Below are 18,689 nucleotides of genomic sequence, written 5' to 3'. Positions count from 1 at the left end.
GATCATAGCATCGGAGCGCGTGTGTAAAAGTCACCACATATTGAGAACAGCGCGAGCCTCGTCGGTCATCCGATCGGGCATCCACTGGGGTTCCCAGACGATGCTGACATTGACCACCCCGACGCCGGGAACGCTCGCGACGGCGTTCTCAACCATGGTCGGCAGTTCGGCCGCCGATGGACAGTTCGGCGACGTCAGCGTCATCTCGATGTCGACGGCGCGATCGTCCTTGATATCGACCTTGTAGATCAGGCCGAGTTCATAAATGTCCGCCGGAATTTCCGGGTCGAACACGGTTTTCAACGCGGCCACGATTCCCGTGCCCATGCGCTCGGTTTCTTCCGCGGAGAGCGCGGAGCTGGTCTGCATGTGACAGGTCTTGTTTACAACCAGTTCGGCAGTGTCGCTCATGAGAACAACTCCCGTGCCTTGATCAGCGCTTGCGCCAGATGATCGACTTCCTCGCGCGTATTATACATGCCGAACGAAGCGCGGCAGGTCGCCGAAACGTTGAAACGCTCTAAAAGCGGCATCACGCAATGGGTACCGGCGCGGACTGCAATGCCGGCGCGGTCGATAACGGTCGCCACATCGTGGGGATGCGCGCCTTTCATCTCGAACGAGATCACGGGCCCCTTGTCGCGCGCGGTGCCGATGATGCGCAGCGAGTTGATTTCGCGCAGCCGCTCCTGGGCATAGGTCAGAAGATCATGTTCGTGCGCCGCGATGCGCGCCTTCCCGATCGAATTGACGTAATCGATCGCAGCGCCAAGCCCGATCGACTCGACGATCGCGGGCGTGCCTGCCTCGAACTTGTGCGGTGGATCTCCGTAGGTGACCCAATCCTGCGCAACTTCACGGATCATCTCGCCGCCGCCGTTGTAGGGACGCATGGCGACGAGATGATCATGCTTTGCATATAGCGCGCCGATCCCGGTCGGGCCGTAGAGCTTATGACCGGTAAAGACATAGAAATCGCAGTCAATGTCCTGCACGTCGATGGCAAGATGCACGGCAGCCTGGCTCCCATCCACCAGAACCGGAATGCCGCGCGCATGAGCCAGTTTCACCACGTCCTTGACCGGAACGAGAGTACCGAGCGCGTTCGACATCTGCGTGATGGCAACGAGCTTCGTCTTTGGCGTCAGCAGCTTCTCAAATTCGTCGAGCAGGAAATTGCCGTCGTCGTCGACAGGCGCCCACTTGATGACGGCGCCATGGCGCTCGCGCAGGAAATGCCATGGGACGATGTTGGAGTGATGCTCCATGATGGAGAGCAAGATTTCGTCGCCCGCCTTGATGTTCGGCTCACCCCATGACGATGCCACGAGGTTGATCGCCTCGCTGGCATTACGCGTAAAGATGATCTCCTCGGTTCGTCTTGCATTCAAAAACTGCGCGACCCGCGCGCGGCCGCCTTCATAGGCTTCGGTTGCGGCGTTGGCGAGGTAGTGCAGCCCACGATGGACGTTGGCGTATTCGGTCTTGTAAGCCTCCGCCATCCGATCGAGCACAGCGTTTGGCTTCTGCGCCGAGGCGGCGTTGTCGAGATAGACCAGCGGCTTGCCGTAAACCTTCATCGCCAGCGCCGGAAAATCCTCGCGCACGCGCATGACGTCATAGGAACCGTTGGCCACCGCCGGATGCGTCATTTGCTCTTTGTCTCTCTTGTTCACCCTCTTGCCGCGAGCCACCGCTCGGCGGCCTCGATAACGACATCACGCAAGCCATCATCTGCAACGGATTCGACCGCCTCGCCGACAAACGCCTGAATCAAAAGCGCCTGCGCTTCCTTTTCCGAAAGACCTCGTGCGCGCAGATAAAACAGCAGGCTTTCGTCGAGTGCGCCGACTGTCGCGCCATGACCACAGGTGACGTCATCAGCGAAAATCTCGAGTTCTGGCTTGTTATCGGCTTCGGCGCCATCGGACAGCAACAAAGCCCGCGTCATCATCTTGCCGTCGGTCTTTTGCGCGTCGGGCTGCACGATGATCTTGCCCTGAAACACCGAGTGTGCCTGATCGTCCAGGACAGCACGGAACACCTCGTTGCTGCTGCAATGCGGCACGGCATGATCCAGCACCAGCGTCGTATCTCCATGCTGGTGGCCATTGAGCAGATTGACGCCGTTGACGTCGGCGTGAGACCCCTCACCGCCGAACTTGATGAAGCCTTGATACCGGCTCACCGCCGCGCCGCACGTGAGATTGAGTGAGTTGAACCGCGCCTTGGCGCCAATCGTGACGATCGCGGTCGAAATGTTGGCGGCGTCATGGGCGTCTTCGACAAGGCGAACATGTTGCAGCTCGGCGCCGTCCCCGATCCACAACACGACCGAGTCATGAGCCTGATACGCAGCTGCGCCCTCGGCCGCGACGAAACTTTCAATCAGCGTGGCATGTGCTCCGTTTGCCAGCCGCAGCAACGAACGCGTGAACGCCGCCGTGCTGGATTGGGTCGTGATATGGACGATATGGAGCGGCCTGCTCAGATTCAAATTCTCGGCCACATCGATGACAACGCCATCGGTGGCCAATGCAGTATTGAGAGAGATCATCGTATCGGATGCCGCGGTTGTGATCAGCAGATCAGCGCGAGCGGCGACGTCGTTGTTCTCCAGAATGTTACGCAGCGCCCGCACTTCGACGCCGGTCTCCGGCGTCTGATCCGACAACTGCGGCGCGAATACTCCATCAACCAGCACCAGCTTGTACGCACCCTTCGCGTCACGCGCGACGACAGCTTTGGCTGCGCGCGCTAATGCCGCCTGATCGGGCGTGGCGGCAAGCGGCGCAATCTCGCGCAACAGCGTGCGCAAGTCGGTGTATTTCCATTCTTCGATACGCCGGTACGGCAAGCCTCGCCGGGCGAAATCGTCGAATGCAGCCTGCCGCGCCTCGCTCACCGGACCGGATCCCGGCAGACGGTCGCGCGCCGCGGCAAACAGTTCCCTGGTCGCGCGTTCCGTAGTCGGCTTTACCAATGCAACATCCATGATCAAATCCGTTCAGATCATATTTTCCGCATGATCTCGTCCGAAACTGTAGGCCGCTTCCGAATTACGCTTCTTCGAATTGTGCATATCCGGACGCTTCCAGCTCCAGCGCCAAATCCTTATTTCCGCTCTTCACGACACGCCCCTTCGACATCACGTGCACGAAATCAGGCACGATGTAATTGAGAAGCCGCTGGTAGTGGGTGATGACGACCATGGCGCGATCCGGCGATCGCAGCGCATTGACGCCGTCGGCCGCAACGCGAAGCGCGTCAATATCCAGTCCGGAATCCATTTCGTCGAGGATGCACAGACTTGGCTCGAACAGCGCCATCTGGAGGACTTCGTTGCGCTTCTTTTCGCCGCCCGAAAAGCCGACATTGATGCCCCGGCGCAGCATGTCCTGCGGAATGTTCAGGGACGCGGCGACGTCGCGCACCTTCTTCAGAAAATTCGGCGTCGAGTATTCGCTCTCGCCGCGCGCCTTGCGCTGCGCGTTCAACGCGGTGCGCAGGAAGGTCATGGTGGCGACGCCTGGGATTTCCACGGGATACTGAAAAGCGAGGAAGACGCCTTTCGCCGCGCGCTCGTCTGGCTCCATCTCCAGCAGGTCTTCGCCATTGAACAGAATCTGGCCGCCGGTGACCTCGTAGCCGGGCTTGCCCGCGATGACATGGCTCAGCGTTGATTTGCCGGAGCCGTTCGGCCCCATGATCGCATGGACTTCGCCCTTGTTCACGGTCAGCGACAGGCCGTGAAGAATCTCACGCTCCTCGACACGGACCTGCAGGTCTTTGACTTCAAGCAACGGCATCATACATCCTTCGCTATCGTTACGTCATCGCGAGGAGCGTGCTCGTGCGGCGAAGCAAATCCGGCGTTTCCATCGGTAAATTGCTTCGCCCGGCGCAAAACCGGCACAAAAGCCAGCTTTGCAGCGAGCTCGCAGTGACGTGGGGTTAGCCCACACTTCCTTCGAGCGAGATCGAGATCAGCTTCTGCGCCTCGACCGCGAACTCCATCGGCAACTGCTGCAGCACGTCTCTCACGAAGCCGTTGACGACGAGGCCGACCGCTTCTTCCTGCGACAGTCCGCGCTGGACGCAATAGAACAGCACGTCTTCCGAAATCTTCGAGGTCGTCGCCTCGTGCTCGAACAGCGCTGAGGTGTTTTTGGCTTCGATGTACGGCACCGTGTGAGCGCCGCATTTGTCGCCGATCAGAAGCGAGTCGCAGGCGGTAAAGTTGCGCGCATTGGCCGCCTTGCGGTGCGCGGTGACGAGACCGCGATAGGTGTTCTGCGACTTGCCCGCCGCGATGCCCTTGGAGATGATCCGGCTCGTGGTGTTCTTGCCGAGATGCAGCATCTTGGTGCCGCTGTCGACCTGCTGGTAGCCGTTCGAGATCGCGATCGAATAGAACTCCCCGCGCGAATTATCGCCGCGCAGAATGCAGCTTGGATATTTCCAGGTGATGGCGGAGCCGGTCTCGACCTGCGTCCACGAGATCTTCGAATGCGCGCCGCGGCAGTCGCCGCGTTTGGTGACGAAGTTGTAGATGCCGCCTTTTCCCTCGGAATTGCCGGGGTACCAGTTCTGCACCGTGGAATACTTGATCTCGGCGTCGTCGAGGGCCACGAGTTCGACGACCGCGGCGTGCAACTGGTTCTCGTCACGCTGCGGTGCGGTGCAGCCCTCAAGATAGCTGACGTAGGAGCCCTTGTCGGCGATGATGAGCGTACGCTCGAACTGGCCGGTGTTGCGTTCATTGATGCGGAAGTAGGTCGACAGCTCCATCGGGCAACGAACGCCGGGCGGGACGTAGACAAACGAGCCGTCGGAGAACACCGCCGAGTTCAACGTCGCGAAGAAATTGTCGGAGGTGGGCACCACGCTGCCGAGATATTGCTTCACCAGCTCCGGATGTTGCTGGATGGCGTGCGAGATCGGCATGAAGATCACGCCCGCCTTCTTCAACTCTTCCTGGAAGGTGGTTGCGACGGATACCGAGTCGAACACGGCGTCAACCGCGACTTTGCGTTCTCCCTCGGGACGAACAACACCTTCGAGAGCCTCGACCTCGCGCAAGGGAATGCCGAGCTTCTCGTAGGTTTTCAGGATCTCCGGATCGATCTCGTCGAGCGAGGAGATCTCTTTCTTCGGCTTCGGCGCGGCGTAATAATAAAGATCCTGGTAGTCGATCTTCGGGTAGTCCACACGCGCCCAGGTCGGCTCCTGCATGGTGAGCCAGCGGCGGTAGGCCTCGAGCCTCCACTCCAGCATCCATTCAGGCTCGTTCTTCTTCGCAGAAATAAACCGGATGGTGTCTTCGGATAGTCCCTTAGGGGCTTTCTCGGACTCGATGATCGTCTCGAATCCATACCGGTATTGATCGACGTCGATCTGGCGAACCCGATCGACCGTCTCTTGTACGGCTGCCATCACTTACCTCCGCTCGCGGTTTCAAGGACCACGGTGGATTGAATTCTTGGCGCTTGCTGCAATTCTAAGGAAGAAACCGTCTTAGAATGGTTCAAGCCCTGTTTCGTCTCTCCTTAGTAGTGCACCTGAAAGCTTTCGCCAAGTCTTAATAGTTCGATCGATGTCCGCCTCCGTCGTCTCCCAGCCCAGCGAAAATCGTATGGCGCTCCTCGTTATTTCCGGACCGTATCCCATTGCCTTTAGGACATGCGAGGGCTGCACTTTGCCCGACGAGCATGCGGAACCTGACGAGACAGACACCCCTTCAAGGTCGAATCTGATCACGGCCGTCTCCGCTTTCAAGGTAGGAACTCCGAAAAGTGTCGTATTGGGCAGGCGCGCAATCTCCTGTGAGAAGATCACGCCGCCTTGCGTCTGCCCCAAGCCCTCCTCAAGCCGGTTGCGCAGGGTCTGAATTCGGGCCATATCAGTGACGCGGCTTGCTTCCGCAGCCATCACAGCGGCCCCAAAACCTACGATGCCGGGTACATTCTCGGTGCCGGCACGCCCGCCGCGCTCCTGACCGCCTCCTCGTATCAACGCACTTGGACGCATCTGGTTCTCTGCGAGGACCAACGCGCCCATCCCTTTCGGGCCGCCGACTTTGTGCGCAGACAGCGATAGAAAATCTGCATTTAATGCATTGATATCAATAGAAATCTTTCCGATTGCCTGAACCGCGTCGACATGCAGCAGACCACCTGCTTCGCGGATCAGGTGAGCGGCTTCGGCGACTGGCTGGATGGCGCCGGTTTCATTATTGGCCAGCATGATCGAGACCAGGACCGGAGGTCCCTGCGCAAGCATCGTCCGCAAGGCATTGAGATCCACCAATCCTGAGCGGTGGACAGGCAAATACCTAACTCGATCCGGCGCAAACCGTCCTCCTGCCAGGGCCGACGCGTGCTCTATGGATGAAATTATAATATTATCAATGTCTTGATTTGATTTTCTAACAATAGGAGTTAATGCCAGGGCGTTGGCCTCTGTTCCACCCGAGGTAAAGATAACGTTGCGGGGTTCGCCTCCTACAGCCTCCGCGACGATAGTCCGCGCTTCTTCTATCAGCCCCCGCGCTCGCCTGCCTTCCGCGTGAATGGATGAAGGGTTACCGAAGACCTCCCATGCCGCAGCCATTGCCGCGCGTGCCTCGCGCCGAAGCGGTGCGGTTGCATTCCAGTCGAGATAAGTTCGTTTCTGCATGTGGTTGCGACTATACGACATTTTCGGCGGATGCAGACAAAGTCGCGCAAGATGCTTGCTTTTCGCCCCTCGCCCTATGCTAGAACGCGGCGGTATTCACTGGCCACTTTCTGGACCGCCGTGCGGTAGGCATGATGCCCTCTCGTCAGGCTGTGAACAGAACCCGCCCGGTGAGCGGCCCGATTTGCCAAGGATTCCGATGCCTGAAGTCATATTTACTGGTCCCGCCGGCCGTCTCGAAGGCCGCTATCACCCGGCGAAGCAGAAAAATGCCCCAATAGCGATGGTCTTGCATCCCCACCCCCAATTCCGGGGCAGCATGAACCATCCGATCGTTTATCAGGTCTACTATGCTTTCGTGGCGCGCGGTTTTTCCGTGCTGCGTTTCAATTTTCGCGGCGTGGGCCGCAGCCAGGGCTCGTTTGACCACGGCACCGGCGAATTATCGGACGCTGCGGCGGCGCTCGATTGGGCGCAGACCATCAACCCGGAGGCGCGGGCTTGCTGGGTTGCCGGGTTTTCCTTTGGGGCCTGGATCGGAATGCAGTTGCTGATGCGCCGGCCCGAGGTGGAAGGCTTCATCTCGATCGCGCCGGAGCCCAACCGCTATGATTTCTCGTTTCTGGCGCCATGCCCGTCGTCAGGCCTCATCGTCCACGGCGAGAAGGATATCGTCGCGCCCGCCAAGGATGTCACGACGCTGGTCGAGAAATTGAAGACCCAGAAGGGCATTGTGATCGATCAGCAAACCATCGCCGGTGCAAACCATTTCTTCGAGGACAAAATGGAGCCGTTGATGGAAACGGTCACCAGCTATCTGGATATGCGGCTCGCCAACATCCGCTAGCGTGTGCGGTATTCATGCCGCATCGCGTCCAGGGCATAACATCGCAGACGAGGCTAATAACTTGCGCGTACTCTGATCGCAAAACCGGCATCCATTTTTGCGGAGTGCGCGCTAGGGCCGCACGATCACGCCGCCGGTCATCGGCACGGGCACCCCGGTGGTCGCAGGATAACTCAGCGGCAAGCCTTTCAGTCCTCTCGCCGCGAGATAGCCGAAGGCTTGCGCCTCCATCGCATCAATCGACCACCCGAGCGCATCCGCGGGCTCGACTGTTGCCGGCGCCACCCTTTCCCGCAGCGCCTCGAGCATGATCGGGTTGCGGGCCCCGCCGCCTGCGACGATCCATCTTTCTGGTTTCTTCGGCAGCAGCGGAACGATCCGCGCGATGGCCGCAGCGGTGAAGGCCGTCAGGGTGGCGGCACCATCGGCCGGCGTCATGTCGCGCGGGACAAGCGAGGCGAAATCGTTGCGGTCGAGAGACTTGGGCGGGGGCAGCGCGAAGAACGGGTGCTTCAAGGCGCGCGCGATCCAGTCCGCGTCGGGGCGGCCCTGCGCCGCCAGCCTGCCGTCGCGATCGAACGGTTCGCCCGTCACGCGCAGCATGAAATCATCGAGCAGCGCATTACCCGGGCCGGTGTCGCAGGCGATCAGTGAGTCGGCACCATCGATATAGGTGACATTGGAAACCCCGCCGATATTGACGACGCAGATCGGACCGCCGCCGAGCAACTGCGCCAGCGCGCGATGATAGACAGGGACGAATGGCGCTCCCTGCCCGCCGGCGGCGACGTCAGCCGCGCGAAAATCGTGCATCACCGGAACGCCGATTGCTTCCGCCAACGCAGCCGCATTACCGATCTGCACGGTCAGCCGCTGCGCCGGCCGATGCAAAACCGTCTGGCCGTGAAAGCCGACGATATCGAGATCCTCACGCCTGATGCTGTTCCGCGCGATGAAGGCCGCAACAGCTTCGGCGTGCGCCAGGGTCACGACGTGCTCGGCATCGCCGATCGCGTCCGGCCGCGCGTCGCGCTGCGAAAGGTTGACGGCCTCCGCGAGAGCCTCGCGCAACAGAATGCGTTCGCGATCCGTGTAGGAGCGGTAGTCGGTCGGCCCGAACGCCCCTACCCGCTCACCGTCGGTTTCGATCAAGGCGATATCGATGCCGTCCAGAGAGGTGCCGCTCATCAGACCGATCGCCTTCATCATCGCCTTGCTGTCTCCAGTGGTTGCCGGCTTGTGCAGAATGCGCACTTCTTATAATGGCACACAGCGAAGCCTGGCGGCGGCGTCCGGCCATGATGCACCGGAATCGCGTTTGCGACAGAGCCTAACAAGAACGATCAGGGTCCTATAGCCATGTCGGCCTTCAAGTCCGATTTTCTCAACATCCTTCAGGAACGGGGCTTCATCCATCAGTGCTCCGACTTCGCGGGTCTTGATGCATTGGCGGCAAAAGGCGAGGCAACGGCTTACGTCGGCTACGATTGCACCGCGCCGTCACTGCACATCGGCAACTACCTGACCATGATGATGCTCTACTGGCTGCAGCAGAGCGGCAACAAGCCGATCACACTGATGGGGGGCGGCACCACCATGGTCGGTGATCCCTCCGGCAAGGATGAATCGCGCGCGATCCGCAGCGTCGCGGAGATCGAGGCCAACAAGGCCAGCATTCGCGGCGTGTTCGACAAGGTGCTGCGTTACGGTTCGGGCCCGAACGACGCGGTGATGCTGGACAATGCCGAATGGCTGACCAAGCTCAACTGGATCGAGACGTTGCGTGACATCGGCCGGCATTTCTCGGTCAACCGGATGCTGACGATGGACTCCGTTCGCCTCCGCCTTGAGCGCGAACAGGAGATGAGCTTCATCGAGTTCAACTACATGGTTTGCCAGGCTTATGATTTCGTCGAACTATCGCGCCGGGTCGGCTGCCGGTTGCAGATGGGCGGTTCGGACCAGTGGGGTAATATCGTCAACGGCGTCGATCTCGGCCGTCGCATGGGAACGCCTCAGCTGTTCGCCCTGACGACGCCGCTGCTGACGACGGCGTCAGGCGCGAAGATGGGAAAGACCGCGCAAGGCGCGGTCTGGCTCAATGCGGATGCCTTCAGCCCTTACGATTTCTGGCAGTACTGGCGCAACGTCGAGGATGCCGACGTTGGCAGATTCCTGAAGCTGTTCACGATCCTGCCGATGAGCGAGATCGCGAAGCTCGCCGCGTTGCGAGACGCCGAGATCAACGAGGCCAAAAAGGTGCTGGCGACGGAAGCGACCGCACTTCTGCATGGGCGCGACGAGGCCGAGAAAGCCGCCGACACTGCGCGCACCACTTTCGAGCAAGGCTCGATCGCGGAGAGCCTTCCAACGGTGGACATTAAGCATGACGAACTCGAAAGAGGCATCGGCGTGCTTGTCGCCTTTTCCGAAAGAGCACGCCTCGTCGCCTCGAACGGCGAAGCGCGCCGCCAGATCAAGGGCGGTGGCCTTCGCGTCAATGATGTTGCCGTCGCCGATGAAAAGATGATTCTGACTCCAGACCATCTTACACCCGAAGGCGTGATCAAGCTCTCAATGGGCAAGAAACGCCACGTATTGCTGCGGCCTGCATAGAGTGTGCCCCAGCACCCGTGGCGCTGCGGATCAAAACGACCGGCGTTTCACCGCATGCGCTCGCGCGGCCAACCCGGCAAGCGATCAATTGCCGATCGGTGATGGAAACTCGATCTGGTTAGCCGATCGGCCGGTCTGGAATTCGAAGATCTTTCGCACCAAGCCAGGCGCCATGGCCGAGATCGGGTTGACGCGCAGTTGCGGTTGTCCCGGAGTTCCCACCACCTCATAGGTCACGCCGATCAATCCCTCGTCACTACCGCCACCAAGGATAAGCCCGACGACCGGAAGCTGTCCAAAAATGTTATTGAGTCCGTACATAGGGACGAACGTGCCACTCATGCGAACTTCGTTGGCGGGATAGTCGATCTGGCCTTCGATGGTCGCGCCGATTATCGGCCCCTTGACGACGCCGTCGCGGACGGTGAGTTGTCCGTTCTGCCGGGTGAACTCAGCGCGCAGACGCGAAAATGAAATACCGTTCTGAGCGGTCCGAGGGCCACTCGCCGCGGCGCGATCCAGAGCTGCCTCGCCCTTGATCGTAAAATCGCGAACGTTGATCAGCCCCTGCTTGGCGCGGGGCTCGGCGGTCGGCGGATCCATGGCTAGCGCGAGTTGACCGCCAAACATTTTTCCGTAGGTATCGGTAAAGCGGAAGAACGCGCCCGCGTCGTTGGTCTCGATCAGAATGACGTCGCGACCCTGCGGTCGCCCGCGCAGATCGCCCGAGAGGGATGTATTACGTCCGATTTTGCCGCTCATGGTGAAACTACGGACCGACCCGTTACGCCGGGCCATTTTCACGTCCGCGCTGCGAATGGCTTCGCCGTAAAATCCGGCGACGGCGCCGATCTTCAGGTCGATGTCGAAGTCGATGCTCTTGGCCTTGCTTTTTGCGTCGGCCTGCTTGCCTGAGATTGCTGATCTGAGAAAGCCGCGGCCGTCGAATACGTCGCCGCGCATGACGACCTTTAACACGCCGTCAGAGTTTCGCTCCGCCTTCAGAGTAGCTCTGTCGCCTTCTGACGGCGCGTAAACCGGAAAATTCACATTCAACAGATCGCCGTTCTGATCGATCTCCAGCGATCCCTTTATCATGACGCCGCTGCCGTCGATAACGATGTCCTCCAGCCGCGTGGACTGCGCTTTCTGCACAACATTAAACATCGCGTGTCCCGACTTTCCCGGTAACTTAACCCAACCGGGCAGAATATTGTCGAGTTTCAAGGATGTCAGATCGGCATCGATAGCGAACTTGTTATCCTTGTCGCCGCCAATCTTCCCGGCCAGCTTGATGGGAATCGAACCGGTCGCTCCCGCGCCGAGATCGATTCCCAGCTTTGCGCGGCTCGCATCATCCAGCGTGGCCTGCAACTTGATGTCTGCATCGCCATCGGCCGGCTTGCGGTAGTCCAGCGAAGCAGGTTGACCGTTGATCTTGACGTCGCCCTTGACCTGGTATCCTGCATTGTTGGCGGTCACTTTCAGCGTATTGGCTTCAAGCTTCTGATTCATGACGAGCCGATCGGCGGCGAAGCCCGTGAGATCGGCGGTGATGGAATAAGTCGTGTCCTCCTTGGTGATCTGTCGCGTGATCGGCAGGCCCAAAGCGATCTGCGCCGTAACCGTTCCCTTGCTGGAATTCGGGTCGATAAGATTATCGCTGAATTCGCTGAGGCGATCGGAGGCGAGAATTTCGGCGGCTGCGGGCACGGGAGCGTCAACCCTGAATTTTACTCTTGCGGGCGCCGGTTTGGGGGCCAAATCCGGCACTTCGAAAACGACGTCGGAAATGTTGAGCTTGCGGCTCGACGGGGTATCGGCAACGGCCTGCCCGATCGTTACCGTCGCCGTTCTTCCTGTCACCCGCGCCTTTAAGTCGGCATCGTGGACCGATGGCAATTCATCAACGGGATGCAGGGTCACATTGCGGGCAAGGATGTCAACCGAAAGCCCGTCATCCGGCATTGGCGGCCCGCGTCTCGACAGATTGTGAAGCGGCGAATTCACGCCGACTTCAATGCGCTGGAGAAAGCCTCGATCAATTCGCTGGATGACCCATTCGCGCAACTCCGGCACGATCAGAGCCGGCCACATACTCTTGAGGGTGCCGGCGGACATCGGCGTTCCGGCAAAGCCGAGTTTCAGCCGTGGCGCATCCGAATAGTCGATGCTGCCGGTGCCTGCGACGCCGATCTCGCCGTTGCTGATGTCGGCTTGAGTCAGAACGACCTGTCTGTGCTCGGTGTCGAAACGCAGGTTGATCGAAATGCGGTTGAAGATCAGAGGCGCCTCGCCGTCGAAGCCGGCGAGCACGATTGTGCCGCCGCTCAACCCCAACTGCCAGTCCGGAACATTGCCATTCGGCGGCTGGAGACGGGCAAGCAGCGTAAATCTATTCTCGCCGGACACGATCTTGAATGGCGCTACCAGAACACGCCGCCCCGAATCCCATTCCATGTTCATTTCGATCTGATCGATCGCCATGGGATAATCCGGCGTGTCAGAATCGATGATTGTGCCTTTGCCGGCGAACAGACTGCCGCGCAAATAGGTGGGCAAGCCGTCGCGACCGATTTCGCCCTTCAGCTCGCCGCTCAGCGGCATGTCGGCGCTGTAAGTGAGATCCTTGATGCGCAGAGCCAGCAAAATGTTCTTTGCGGGAATACCGGCGGCCTGGAGATCAACCGGACGGACACCATTCGCGGGCGGTCCGACCGTGAGGTGAAGCGACCACCCCTTACTGCCGCCTTCGCTGACAGTGAATGAAACGCCGCCCCCGCTTGGCCGGCGAAGGCTCAGACTGATGTTGCTAAAGCTCCAACGGTTGCCGCGCTGCTGGTCATCAACCACCAGCCTCCCGTTCTTCAGACCGATCTCGTTGAGGTTCTGGCCGTCAAGCCCTTTTACGCCCAGGCTATCGAGCCAATCCAATCCCGCCAACATTACGCCTGCATTGCCGCTGTTTTCGGAAATCGGCGGCTCTGCCGTCGGGGACTCGGAAAATGGTTGCGTTCCCTGTTTCGGCAACGATGGTCCGGCGGATACGGCCGTCGACGGCAGGTCGGATCGTCGCGTTGGCGCGACGCCCGCGGCAAGCGGCTTGGCGTTATCACCTGTCGACACAGTGACGTGGCCGTCCGGCGTAATCCGGACCGCAAGTTCAGCGTCGACCAGATTGAGACTTTCCGCACGCAACCGGCCGGTCAACAGCGCTATACCGGACAGTCTAACCTCGGCCTTGGGAGCACTCGCGATGATGACATGATCGCGGTCGCGGACGACAACGTCACGAATACGAACCGCGATACGAATTCTGCCAGCGCGCTCGATCTGCGTGCCGCCAATTTCCACCGTGTTGTCGTGGCCAATATTTTCCTCGATCGCGGCGACAAGCCAGGGCGTCACTATGTTGAGATTGACGGGACCAGCGCCGAGACGCCACCAGAGCGCGCCGAAGCCACCCGCAAACATGACCGTCAGGATCAAGATGGTGACCGCAAGCCGTCTGACCCAGCGTTCTCCCGCCAGCCAGTTTCTGAATCTCACGAGTCGGTCGCCTAGCCTGTGGAACCTCGAATCCGACCGCGACAGTAACCGACGTACGCGACGGCTTTCGAGTTCGTCGTCGTGCTCATTCCAGCCGGCACCTTCTCCTTGCGAGACCTGATGACCGCCGTGCAAATTTGGATTTCGTGTCGGCGTCTTTTTAGTCATTGCCCATTAGTGCCCGCCTGGTCCGGAGCTTTCGCCCTTATCGGTATCGGTCCGCGCGCCGCTTCCGGAAAAACATTCCTGTGACGGCCCCTCGGCTGGTCCCCGATCTAGCGTGTTACGCGTCATCCGGCCCCTGGTGCATATTCGCGCAGAAAGTCGGGCGGACAATTCGTCGAATCCCTTGTAACCGTGGCCGGCAGTCATGCACAGCGGCGGCAGTCTGATCGATTCGCCCTTGGTATCCGCAGCAAGTCGAACGGATATTGAGCGTTGGAAAGCGACGAAAGGAAGGCGTATGTCCAAGAAGATACGCAAGAAATCCTCCAAGCCGGACAATTTTGGAACAACACGGGCTGCAACGGTCAACCGCATAAAACCAGCCCGCAAGGTCAACCACTCACTCGCGGAAGGCTCCCCGGCACCGCCATTCAGCCTGCCTCGGGAAGACGGCACCCTAGTTTCGCTCGCCGATTTCGCCGGAAGGAAGATTGTGATCTTTTTCTATCCGCGCGCAGGCACGCCGGGTTGCACCAGGGAAGCCATGGATTTCACCCGGCTGGCAAAAGCGTTCGCGGCCAGTGGAACGATGGTGATGGGCGTGTCAGCCGACTCCGTAAAGGCACAGGAATCGTTTCGAAACAAGCATAAGCTCTCCATTCCTCTCCTATCGGACGAAGAGCACGACGTGCTGGAAGCATATGACGCCTGGGGCGAAAAATCTATGTATGGAAAGACCTTCATGGGGGTTCTTCGCACAACGGTGCTGGTGGACGCGGCCGGACGGATCGCTCGTATCTGGCGCGGTGTCAAGGTTGACGGTCACGCGGATGACGTGCTCGCGGCAGCGCGGAAACTGTAAGGACGCACAGCCATTTTCTGAAAATTAACCATGAACGGTTCAAATCAGCATCGAAGTTGAGCCGCCTGAAGCCTGTTTCAAGGTCGGCACAGGAGTGTCGATGTCGTACCGTTCCAGTCAATTTGCCGAGTATCCGCCGCATCACGCTCACCACCATCATCCATCCCGCCACGCGACAGCGGCTGGCTTGTCGTCAAGAACAAAAGGAAAGCGGAGCGGCTACACTTTTGCTCATGGCGGCAGACAGGTTCGATTTGGCCCCGTCGTGTTCTGGATTGCGGTTGGAACAGTTACGCTGCTCGGGATCTGGTCGGCCGCGACTGCAACATACTTCGCCTTCCGTGATGATGTGCTGACGCGGCTCATCGCGCGGCAGGCGGACATGCAATACGCCTACGAAGATCGCATTGCCGCATTGCGCTCGCAGGTCGATCGCACCACCAGTCGTCAATTGCTCGATCAGGAACAGTTTGAAAGAAAGCTCGACGAACTCATGCGCCGTCAAACGGTGCTTGAGTCTCGCGCAGGTGCCTTGAATGCCCTATCCGAGGTTTCAGTAACAGGGTCGATCAGAGGATCGGTCCGGAAGGCGGGACGCGACGCTGATGCCGGCTCCGCGCAGTCTGGAAAGCCCTCCCCGATCAACGATACTGCTACTTCCGAGGCGCCACCCGATCGAAACGCGCCTTTTGACTTTCGCCAGCCGGCCAACAATCGTCCAAAACCGGTTCCGCTAACGAACGTCACCGGCGACACCAACAGACTGATGCAACTGGAATCCTCGCTCGATCAGGTTGAGGGCCGCCAGATCGCCGAGTTGAATTCGATCGCGGATGGCATGGATTCCCGCCTGCGCCGGATGCGTGGAGTTTTCTCCGATCTCGGACTAAACGTAGCGAAGATGGCCGCCGGCACGCTGTATCCCGGCACGGGCGGACCCTATGTGCCTGTCAAGTTACGATCCGATTCGGGTCCGTTTGAGCGCCAGCTTCACCGTATCAACCTGACGCGTGCGCAGATCGATCGGCTCGATCGAGCTCTCGCCCTGGTTCCCTATCGCAAGCCGGTCGTGGGCGAACTCGAATTCACCTCCGGCTTCGGCGTTCGCGTCGATCCGTTCGTCGGACGACCTGCAATGCACACCGGGCTCGATTTCCGCGCTACGACAGGAGATTCCGTACGTGCGACGGCGAACGGAAAGGTCATCGCCGCGAACTGGACGGGTGGTTACGGCCGGATGGTCGAAGTGAATCATGGCAATGGCTTGTCGACCCGCTACGGACACCTTTCGGCGATCAACGTGAAGGTGGGCCAATCCGTCAAGGCCGGACAGGTGGTGGGAGAGGTCGGGTCGACGGGCCGCTCGACCGGTCCCCACCTGCACTACGAAACAAGGATCGAGGGGGACGCGGTCGATCCTCAGAAATTTCTGCGCGCGGGCGCGCGCTTGAACAATGGCTAGCCGAAAATAACGACTTGCGGTCTCGTGCGCGAAAGTCCGACCGGCCTCTTTCGATTTGCGGGACCCTGACATTTGAACCGTGATTTCCACATCGGCCGCGATCTTCGGGCTTGCAGATCCTTCACCTCAGAGGCATACCCCGAAACAATTTACCGCTCCGGGACTTAACACCACAGCGCCCTCTCGCGCGCGCGCCCTGTACGGACACGGAACCGAAATGCCCGACCAAATTGCTCAAACGGCCGATCGAATTGATCCGCAGACCAGCAAAGTGGTCGTGAAAGCGATCGGCGAGCGGCTGCGCACGGACGTGCGGCCGGAAGATTCAGAATTGCCCATCCGACTCCAGGCTCTGTTGCAGCAGCTGCGTGCCCAGGATGACCCCAACTGAGGTCCTTCCGCGTCGTTTTGGCAGCTTTCGCCGTCTTTACTCCCGAACAATCATGCCTTTACGCCTGAATAATCATAAATGAATTGCGTTTGGCCGACGCAGCGGTGAAAAACAAACATGCTGTCCATCACCGATATTTCGATCCGTATCGCCGGACGGCTGCTGATCGACCATAGCTCTGTTCAGATCGTGCCCGGCGCTCGCGTCGGCTTCGTCGGGCGTAACGGCGTCGGAAAATCGACGCTGTTCCATGCCATACGCGGTGAACTGCCGACGGAAACGGGGACCATTGCCATTCCGCCACGCTGGCGCGTCGGTAGCCTCGCGCAAGAAGCTCCCGACGGCCCTGAAAGCCTGATCGAGGTGGTGCTTAGGGCCGACGTCGAACGCCATACGCTGCTGCGTGAAGCCGAAACTGCCCGCGACCCGCACCGCATCGCGGACATCCAGACGCGTCTGGTCGATATCGACGCCCATTCCGCACCCGCACGGGCGGCGTCGATCCTGAGCGGTCTCGGGTTTTCAACCGCGGATCAGGCCCGCCCCTGTTCCGAATTCTCAGGCGGCTGGCGTATGCGCGTCGCGCTTGCGGCCACCCTCTTTGCTTCACCCGATTTATTGCTGTTGGACGAGCCGACCAATTACCTCGATCTTGAGGGAACGCTCTGGCTGGAAGACCACCTCGCGCACTACCCGCGCACGGTGATCGTCATCAGTCACGACCGCGATCTGCTCGACACGTCCGTCGATCAGATTCTGCACCTCGATCGCGGCAGGCTTTCGCTCTACAAAGGCACCTATTCCTCCTTCGAGGAACAGCGCGCCGCCCGTGAGATGCTCGACGCCAAGCACGCCAGGCGTCAGGCTGATGAACGCAAGCGGCTCCAGGCTTTCGTCGATCGCTTCAAGGCCAAGGCTTCGAAAGCGCGCCAGGCGCAGTCACGCGTGAAGATGCTCGAACGCATGAAGCCCGTGACCGCGCTGGTCACGCAGGACGTGCGCGAGATTTCCTTTCCCGTGCCGGACAAGCTGTTGTCGCCGCCGATCATCGCCGTTGACGAGGCGGTCGTAGGTTACGATCCGAAATCGCCGGTTCTCAAACGCGTGACCTTGCGGATCGACGAGGACGATCGCATCGCCCTGCTCGGCGCTAACGGCAACGGCAAGTCCACGCTCGTGAAGCTGCTCGCCGGCAAGCTGCAACCGTTCGCCGGCAAGGTAGTGCGCGCCGACAAGCTATCAATCGGCTATTTCGCCCAGCACCAGACCGACGAACTGGACCTCGACGGCTCGCCCTATGATCATGTGCGGCGGCTGATGCCGGATGCCCCGGAAACGAAAATCCGCGCCCGCGTGGGGGGCATAGGCTTTTCCGGCAAGGCGGGCGACACCCTCGTTCGAAGCCTTTCAGGTGGCGAAAAAGCGCGCCTTCTGCTCGGACTCGCGACGTTCTTCGCCCCCAACATGATCATTCTTGACGAGCCGACCAACCATCTCGATATCGACAGCCGAGCCGCGCTTGCCGAAGCGATCAACGAATATCCCGGCGCTGTCATTATGGTCTCGCATGACCGCTATCTGATTGAGGCCTGCGCTGACCGGTTATGGGTTGTGGCGGACCACACCGTCACTTCTTACGACGGCGACCTCGACGATTACCGCCGCGCGGTTTTGTCGGCACGAGGCCTCCGCATAAATAGCCGCGACCGCGGGTCGTCCGGCGAGCGCGACGACGCCCGTGACAAACCGCGGCGAGAGAAGATCGAGCGGCGGGCGCCGCTCAAACAGAAGATCACGGCCGCCGAGGCAGAGATCGAGCGAATCACCGGAATCATCGCAAAAATCGACGTCGCGCTTGCATTGCCGGACCTGTTCAAGCGTGAGCCGAAGCAGGCGGCGCAACTCACAAAGGCGCGCTCTAGCGCAGCCGACGCCCTGCGGCGGGCGGAAGAGGAATGGCTGGAGGCCAGTTCGTCTTACGACAAAACCCCGGGTTGACGAAAAACCGCCGCGGAAGAACTCGTAGCATTTTCAAGCGAAGTCGATACCGGTTCGCGTGAGGAAAACGCGTCGGATTGAACCCTGTTTCTGATTCCATCAGAAACAGAAAGGCTCTGTT

14 protein-coding genes are annotated in these 18,689 nt (G+C 59.9%); 6 read left to right on the top strand and 8 right to left on the bottom strand.

What is annotated here, in order from left to right; translation table 11 throughout:
- Positions 1 to 30 precede the first annotated feature (30 nt).
- From NB311A_RS15380 to NB311A_RS15355, 6 genes are all read right to left on the bottom strand, one after another.
- Positions 31 to 411, bottom strand: coding sequence for a DUF59 domain-containing protein (locus NB311A_RS15380; protein ID WP_009799535.1), 381 nt, complete (start codon positions 409 to 411; stop codon positions 31 to 33).
- On the bottom strand, positions 408 to 1,652 hold the full coding sequence (locus NB311A_RS15375; RefSeq protein ID WP_040675614.1) for a cysteine desulfurase: 1,245 nt from the start codon (positions 1,650 to 1,652) through the stop codon (positions 408 to 410). Before NB311A_RS15375 ends, NB311A_RS15380 begins: the two co-directional genes overlap by 4 nt.
- Before the next feature lie 20 nt (positions 1,653 to 1,672).
- A complete protein-coding gene (gene sufD, locus NB311A_RS15370) occupies positions 1,673 to 2,995 on the bottom strand; it encodes a Fe-S cluster assembly protein SufD (RefSeq protein ID WP_009799537.1) in 1,323 nt (440 codons plus the stop codon).
- Positions 2,996 to 3,059: 64 nt separating this feature from the next.
- Positions 3,060 to 3,809 (bottom strand): Fe-S cluster assembly ATPase SufC, encoded by a 750-nt coding sequence (sufC, locus tag NB311A_RS15365; RefSeq protein ID WP_040675611.1) that lies wholly within the window; start codon positions 3,807 to 3,809, stop codon positions 3,060 to 3,062.
- Positions 3,810 to 3,954: 145 nt separating this feature from the next.
- A complete protein-coding gene (gene sufB, locus NB311A_RS15360; protein ID WP_009799539.1) occupies positions 3,955 to 5,436 on the bottom strand; it encodes a Fe-S cluster assembly protein SufB in 1,482 nt (493 codons plus the stop codon).
- A gap of 81 nt (positions 5,437 to 5,517) precedes the next feature.
- Positions 5,518 to 6,678 (bottom strand): cysteine desulfurase family protein, encoded by a 1,161-nt coding sequence (locus NB311A_RS15355; protein WP_040675609.1) that lies wholly within the window; start codon positions 6,676 to 6,678, stop codon positions 5,518 to 5,520.
- A 199-nt stretch (positions 6,679 to 6,877) separates the two neighbouring features.
- Here NB311A_RS15355 and NB311A_RS15350 point away from each other — a divergent pair, with 199 nt between their 5' ends.
- On the top strand, positions 6,878 to 7,525 hold the full coding sequence (locus NB311A_RS15350; protein ID WP_040675523.1) for an alpha/beta hydrolase: 648 nt from the start codon (positions 6,878 to 6,880) through the stop codon (positions 7,523 to 7,525).
- A gap of 111 nt (positions 7,526 to 7,636) precedes the next feature.
- Here NB311A_RS15350 and NB311A_RS15345 read toward each other — a convergent pair whose 3' ends face one another.
- Positions 7,637 to 8,734, bottom strand: coding sequence for an anhydro-N-acetylmuramic acid kinase (locus tag NB311A_RS15345; protein ID WP_040675607.1), 1,098 nt, complete (start codon positions 8,732 to 8,734; stop codon positions 7,637 to 7,639).
- Positions 8,735 to 8,884: 150 nt separating this feature from the next.
- Between NB311A_RS15345 and tyrS the strand changes: the two genes are divergently transcribed.
- Complete coding sequence (gene tyrS / locus NB311A_RS15340) at positions 8,885 to 10,141, top strand: tyrosine--tRNA ligase (protein ID WP_009799544.1); 1,257 nt, start codon at positions 8,885 to 8,887, stop codon at positions 10,139 to 10,141.
- A gap of 84 nt (positions 10,142 to 10,225) precedes the next feature.
- Here tyrS and NB311A_RS15335 read toward each other — a convergent pair whose 3' ends face one another.
- Complete coding sequence (locus NB311A_RS15335; protein ID WP_040675519.1) at positions 10,226 to 13,858, bottom strand: DUF3971 domain-containing protein; 3,633 nt, start codon at positions 13,856 to 13,858, stop codon at positions 10,226 to 10,228.
- A 202-nt stretch (positions 13,859 to 14,060) separates the two neighbouring features.
- Between NB311A_RS15335 and NB311A_RS15330 the strand changes: the two genes are divergently transcribed.
- The 4 genes from NB311A_RS15330 to NB311A_RS15320 all read left to right on the top strand — a co-directional run bounded on the left by NB311A_RS15330 (position 14,061) and on the right by NB311A_RS15320 (position 18,568).
- On the top strand, positions 14,061 to 14,717 hold the full coding sequence (locus NB311A_RS15330; protein ID WP_009799546.1) for a peroxiredoxin: 657 nt from the start codon (positions 14,061 to 14,063) through the stop codon (positions 14,715 to 14,717).
- A 100-nt stretch (positions 14,718 to 14,817) separates the two neighbouring features.
- Positions 14,818 to 16,179 carry a M23 family metallopeptidase gene (locus NB311A_RS15325; RefSeq protein ID WP_040675516.1) on the top strand — a complete coding sequence of 454 codons (1,362 nt, stop codon included), beginning with the start codon at positions 14,818 to 14,820 and terminating at the stop codon, positions 16,177 to 16,179.
- Positions 16,180 to 16,396: 217 nt separating this feature from the next.
- Positions 16,397 to 16,570 (top strand): hypothetical protein, encoded by a 174-nt coding sequence (locus NB311A_RS22100; RefSeq protein WP_009799548.1) that lies wholly within the window; start codon positions 16,397 to 16,399, stop codon positions 16,568 to 16,570.
- Positions 16,571 to 16,687: 117 nt separating this feature from the next.
- Positions 16,688 to 18,568 (top strand): ABC-F family ATP-binding cassette domain-containing protein, encoded by a 1,881-nt coding sequence (locus NB311A_RS15320; RefSeq protein WP_009799549.1) that lies wholly within the window; start codon positions 16,688 to 16,690, stop codon positions 18,566 to 18,568.
- The last annotated feature ends 121 nt before the right edge of the window (positions 18,569 to 18,689 follow it).

Source organism: Nitrobacter sp. Nb-311A (assembly GCF_000152905.1).
In the GTDB taxonomy this organism is placed as follows: Bacteria; Pseudomonadota; Alphaproteobacteria; order Rhizobiales; family Xanthobacteraceae; genus Nitrobacter.
Note: the sequence above shows the minus strand (reverse complement) of the source record. Positions and strands in the feature narration are given on the sequence as shown.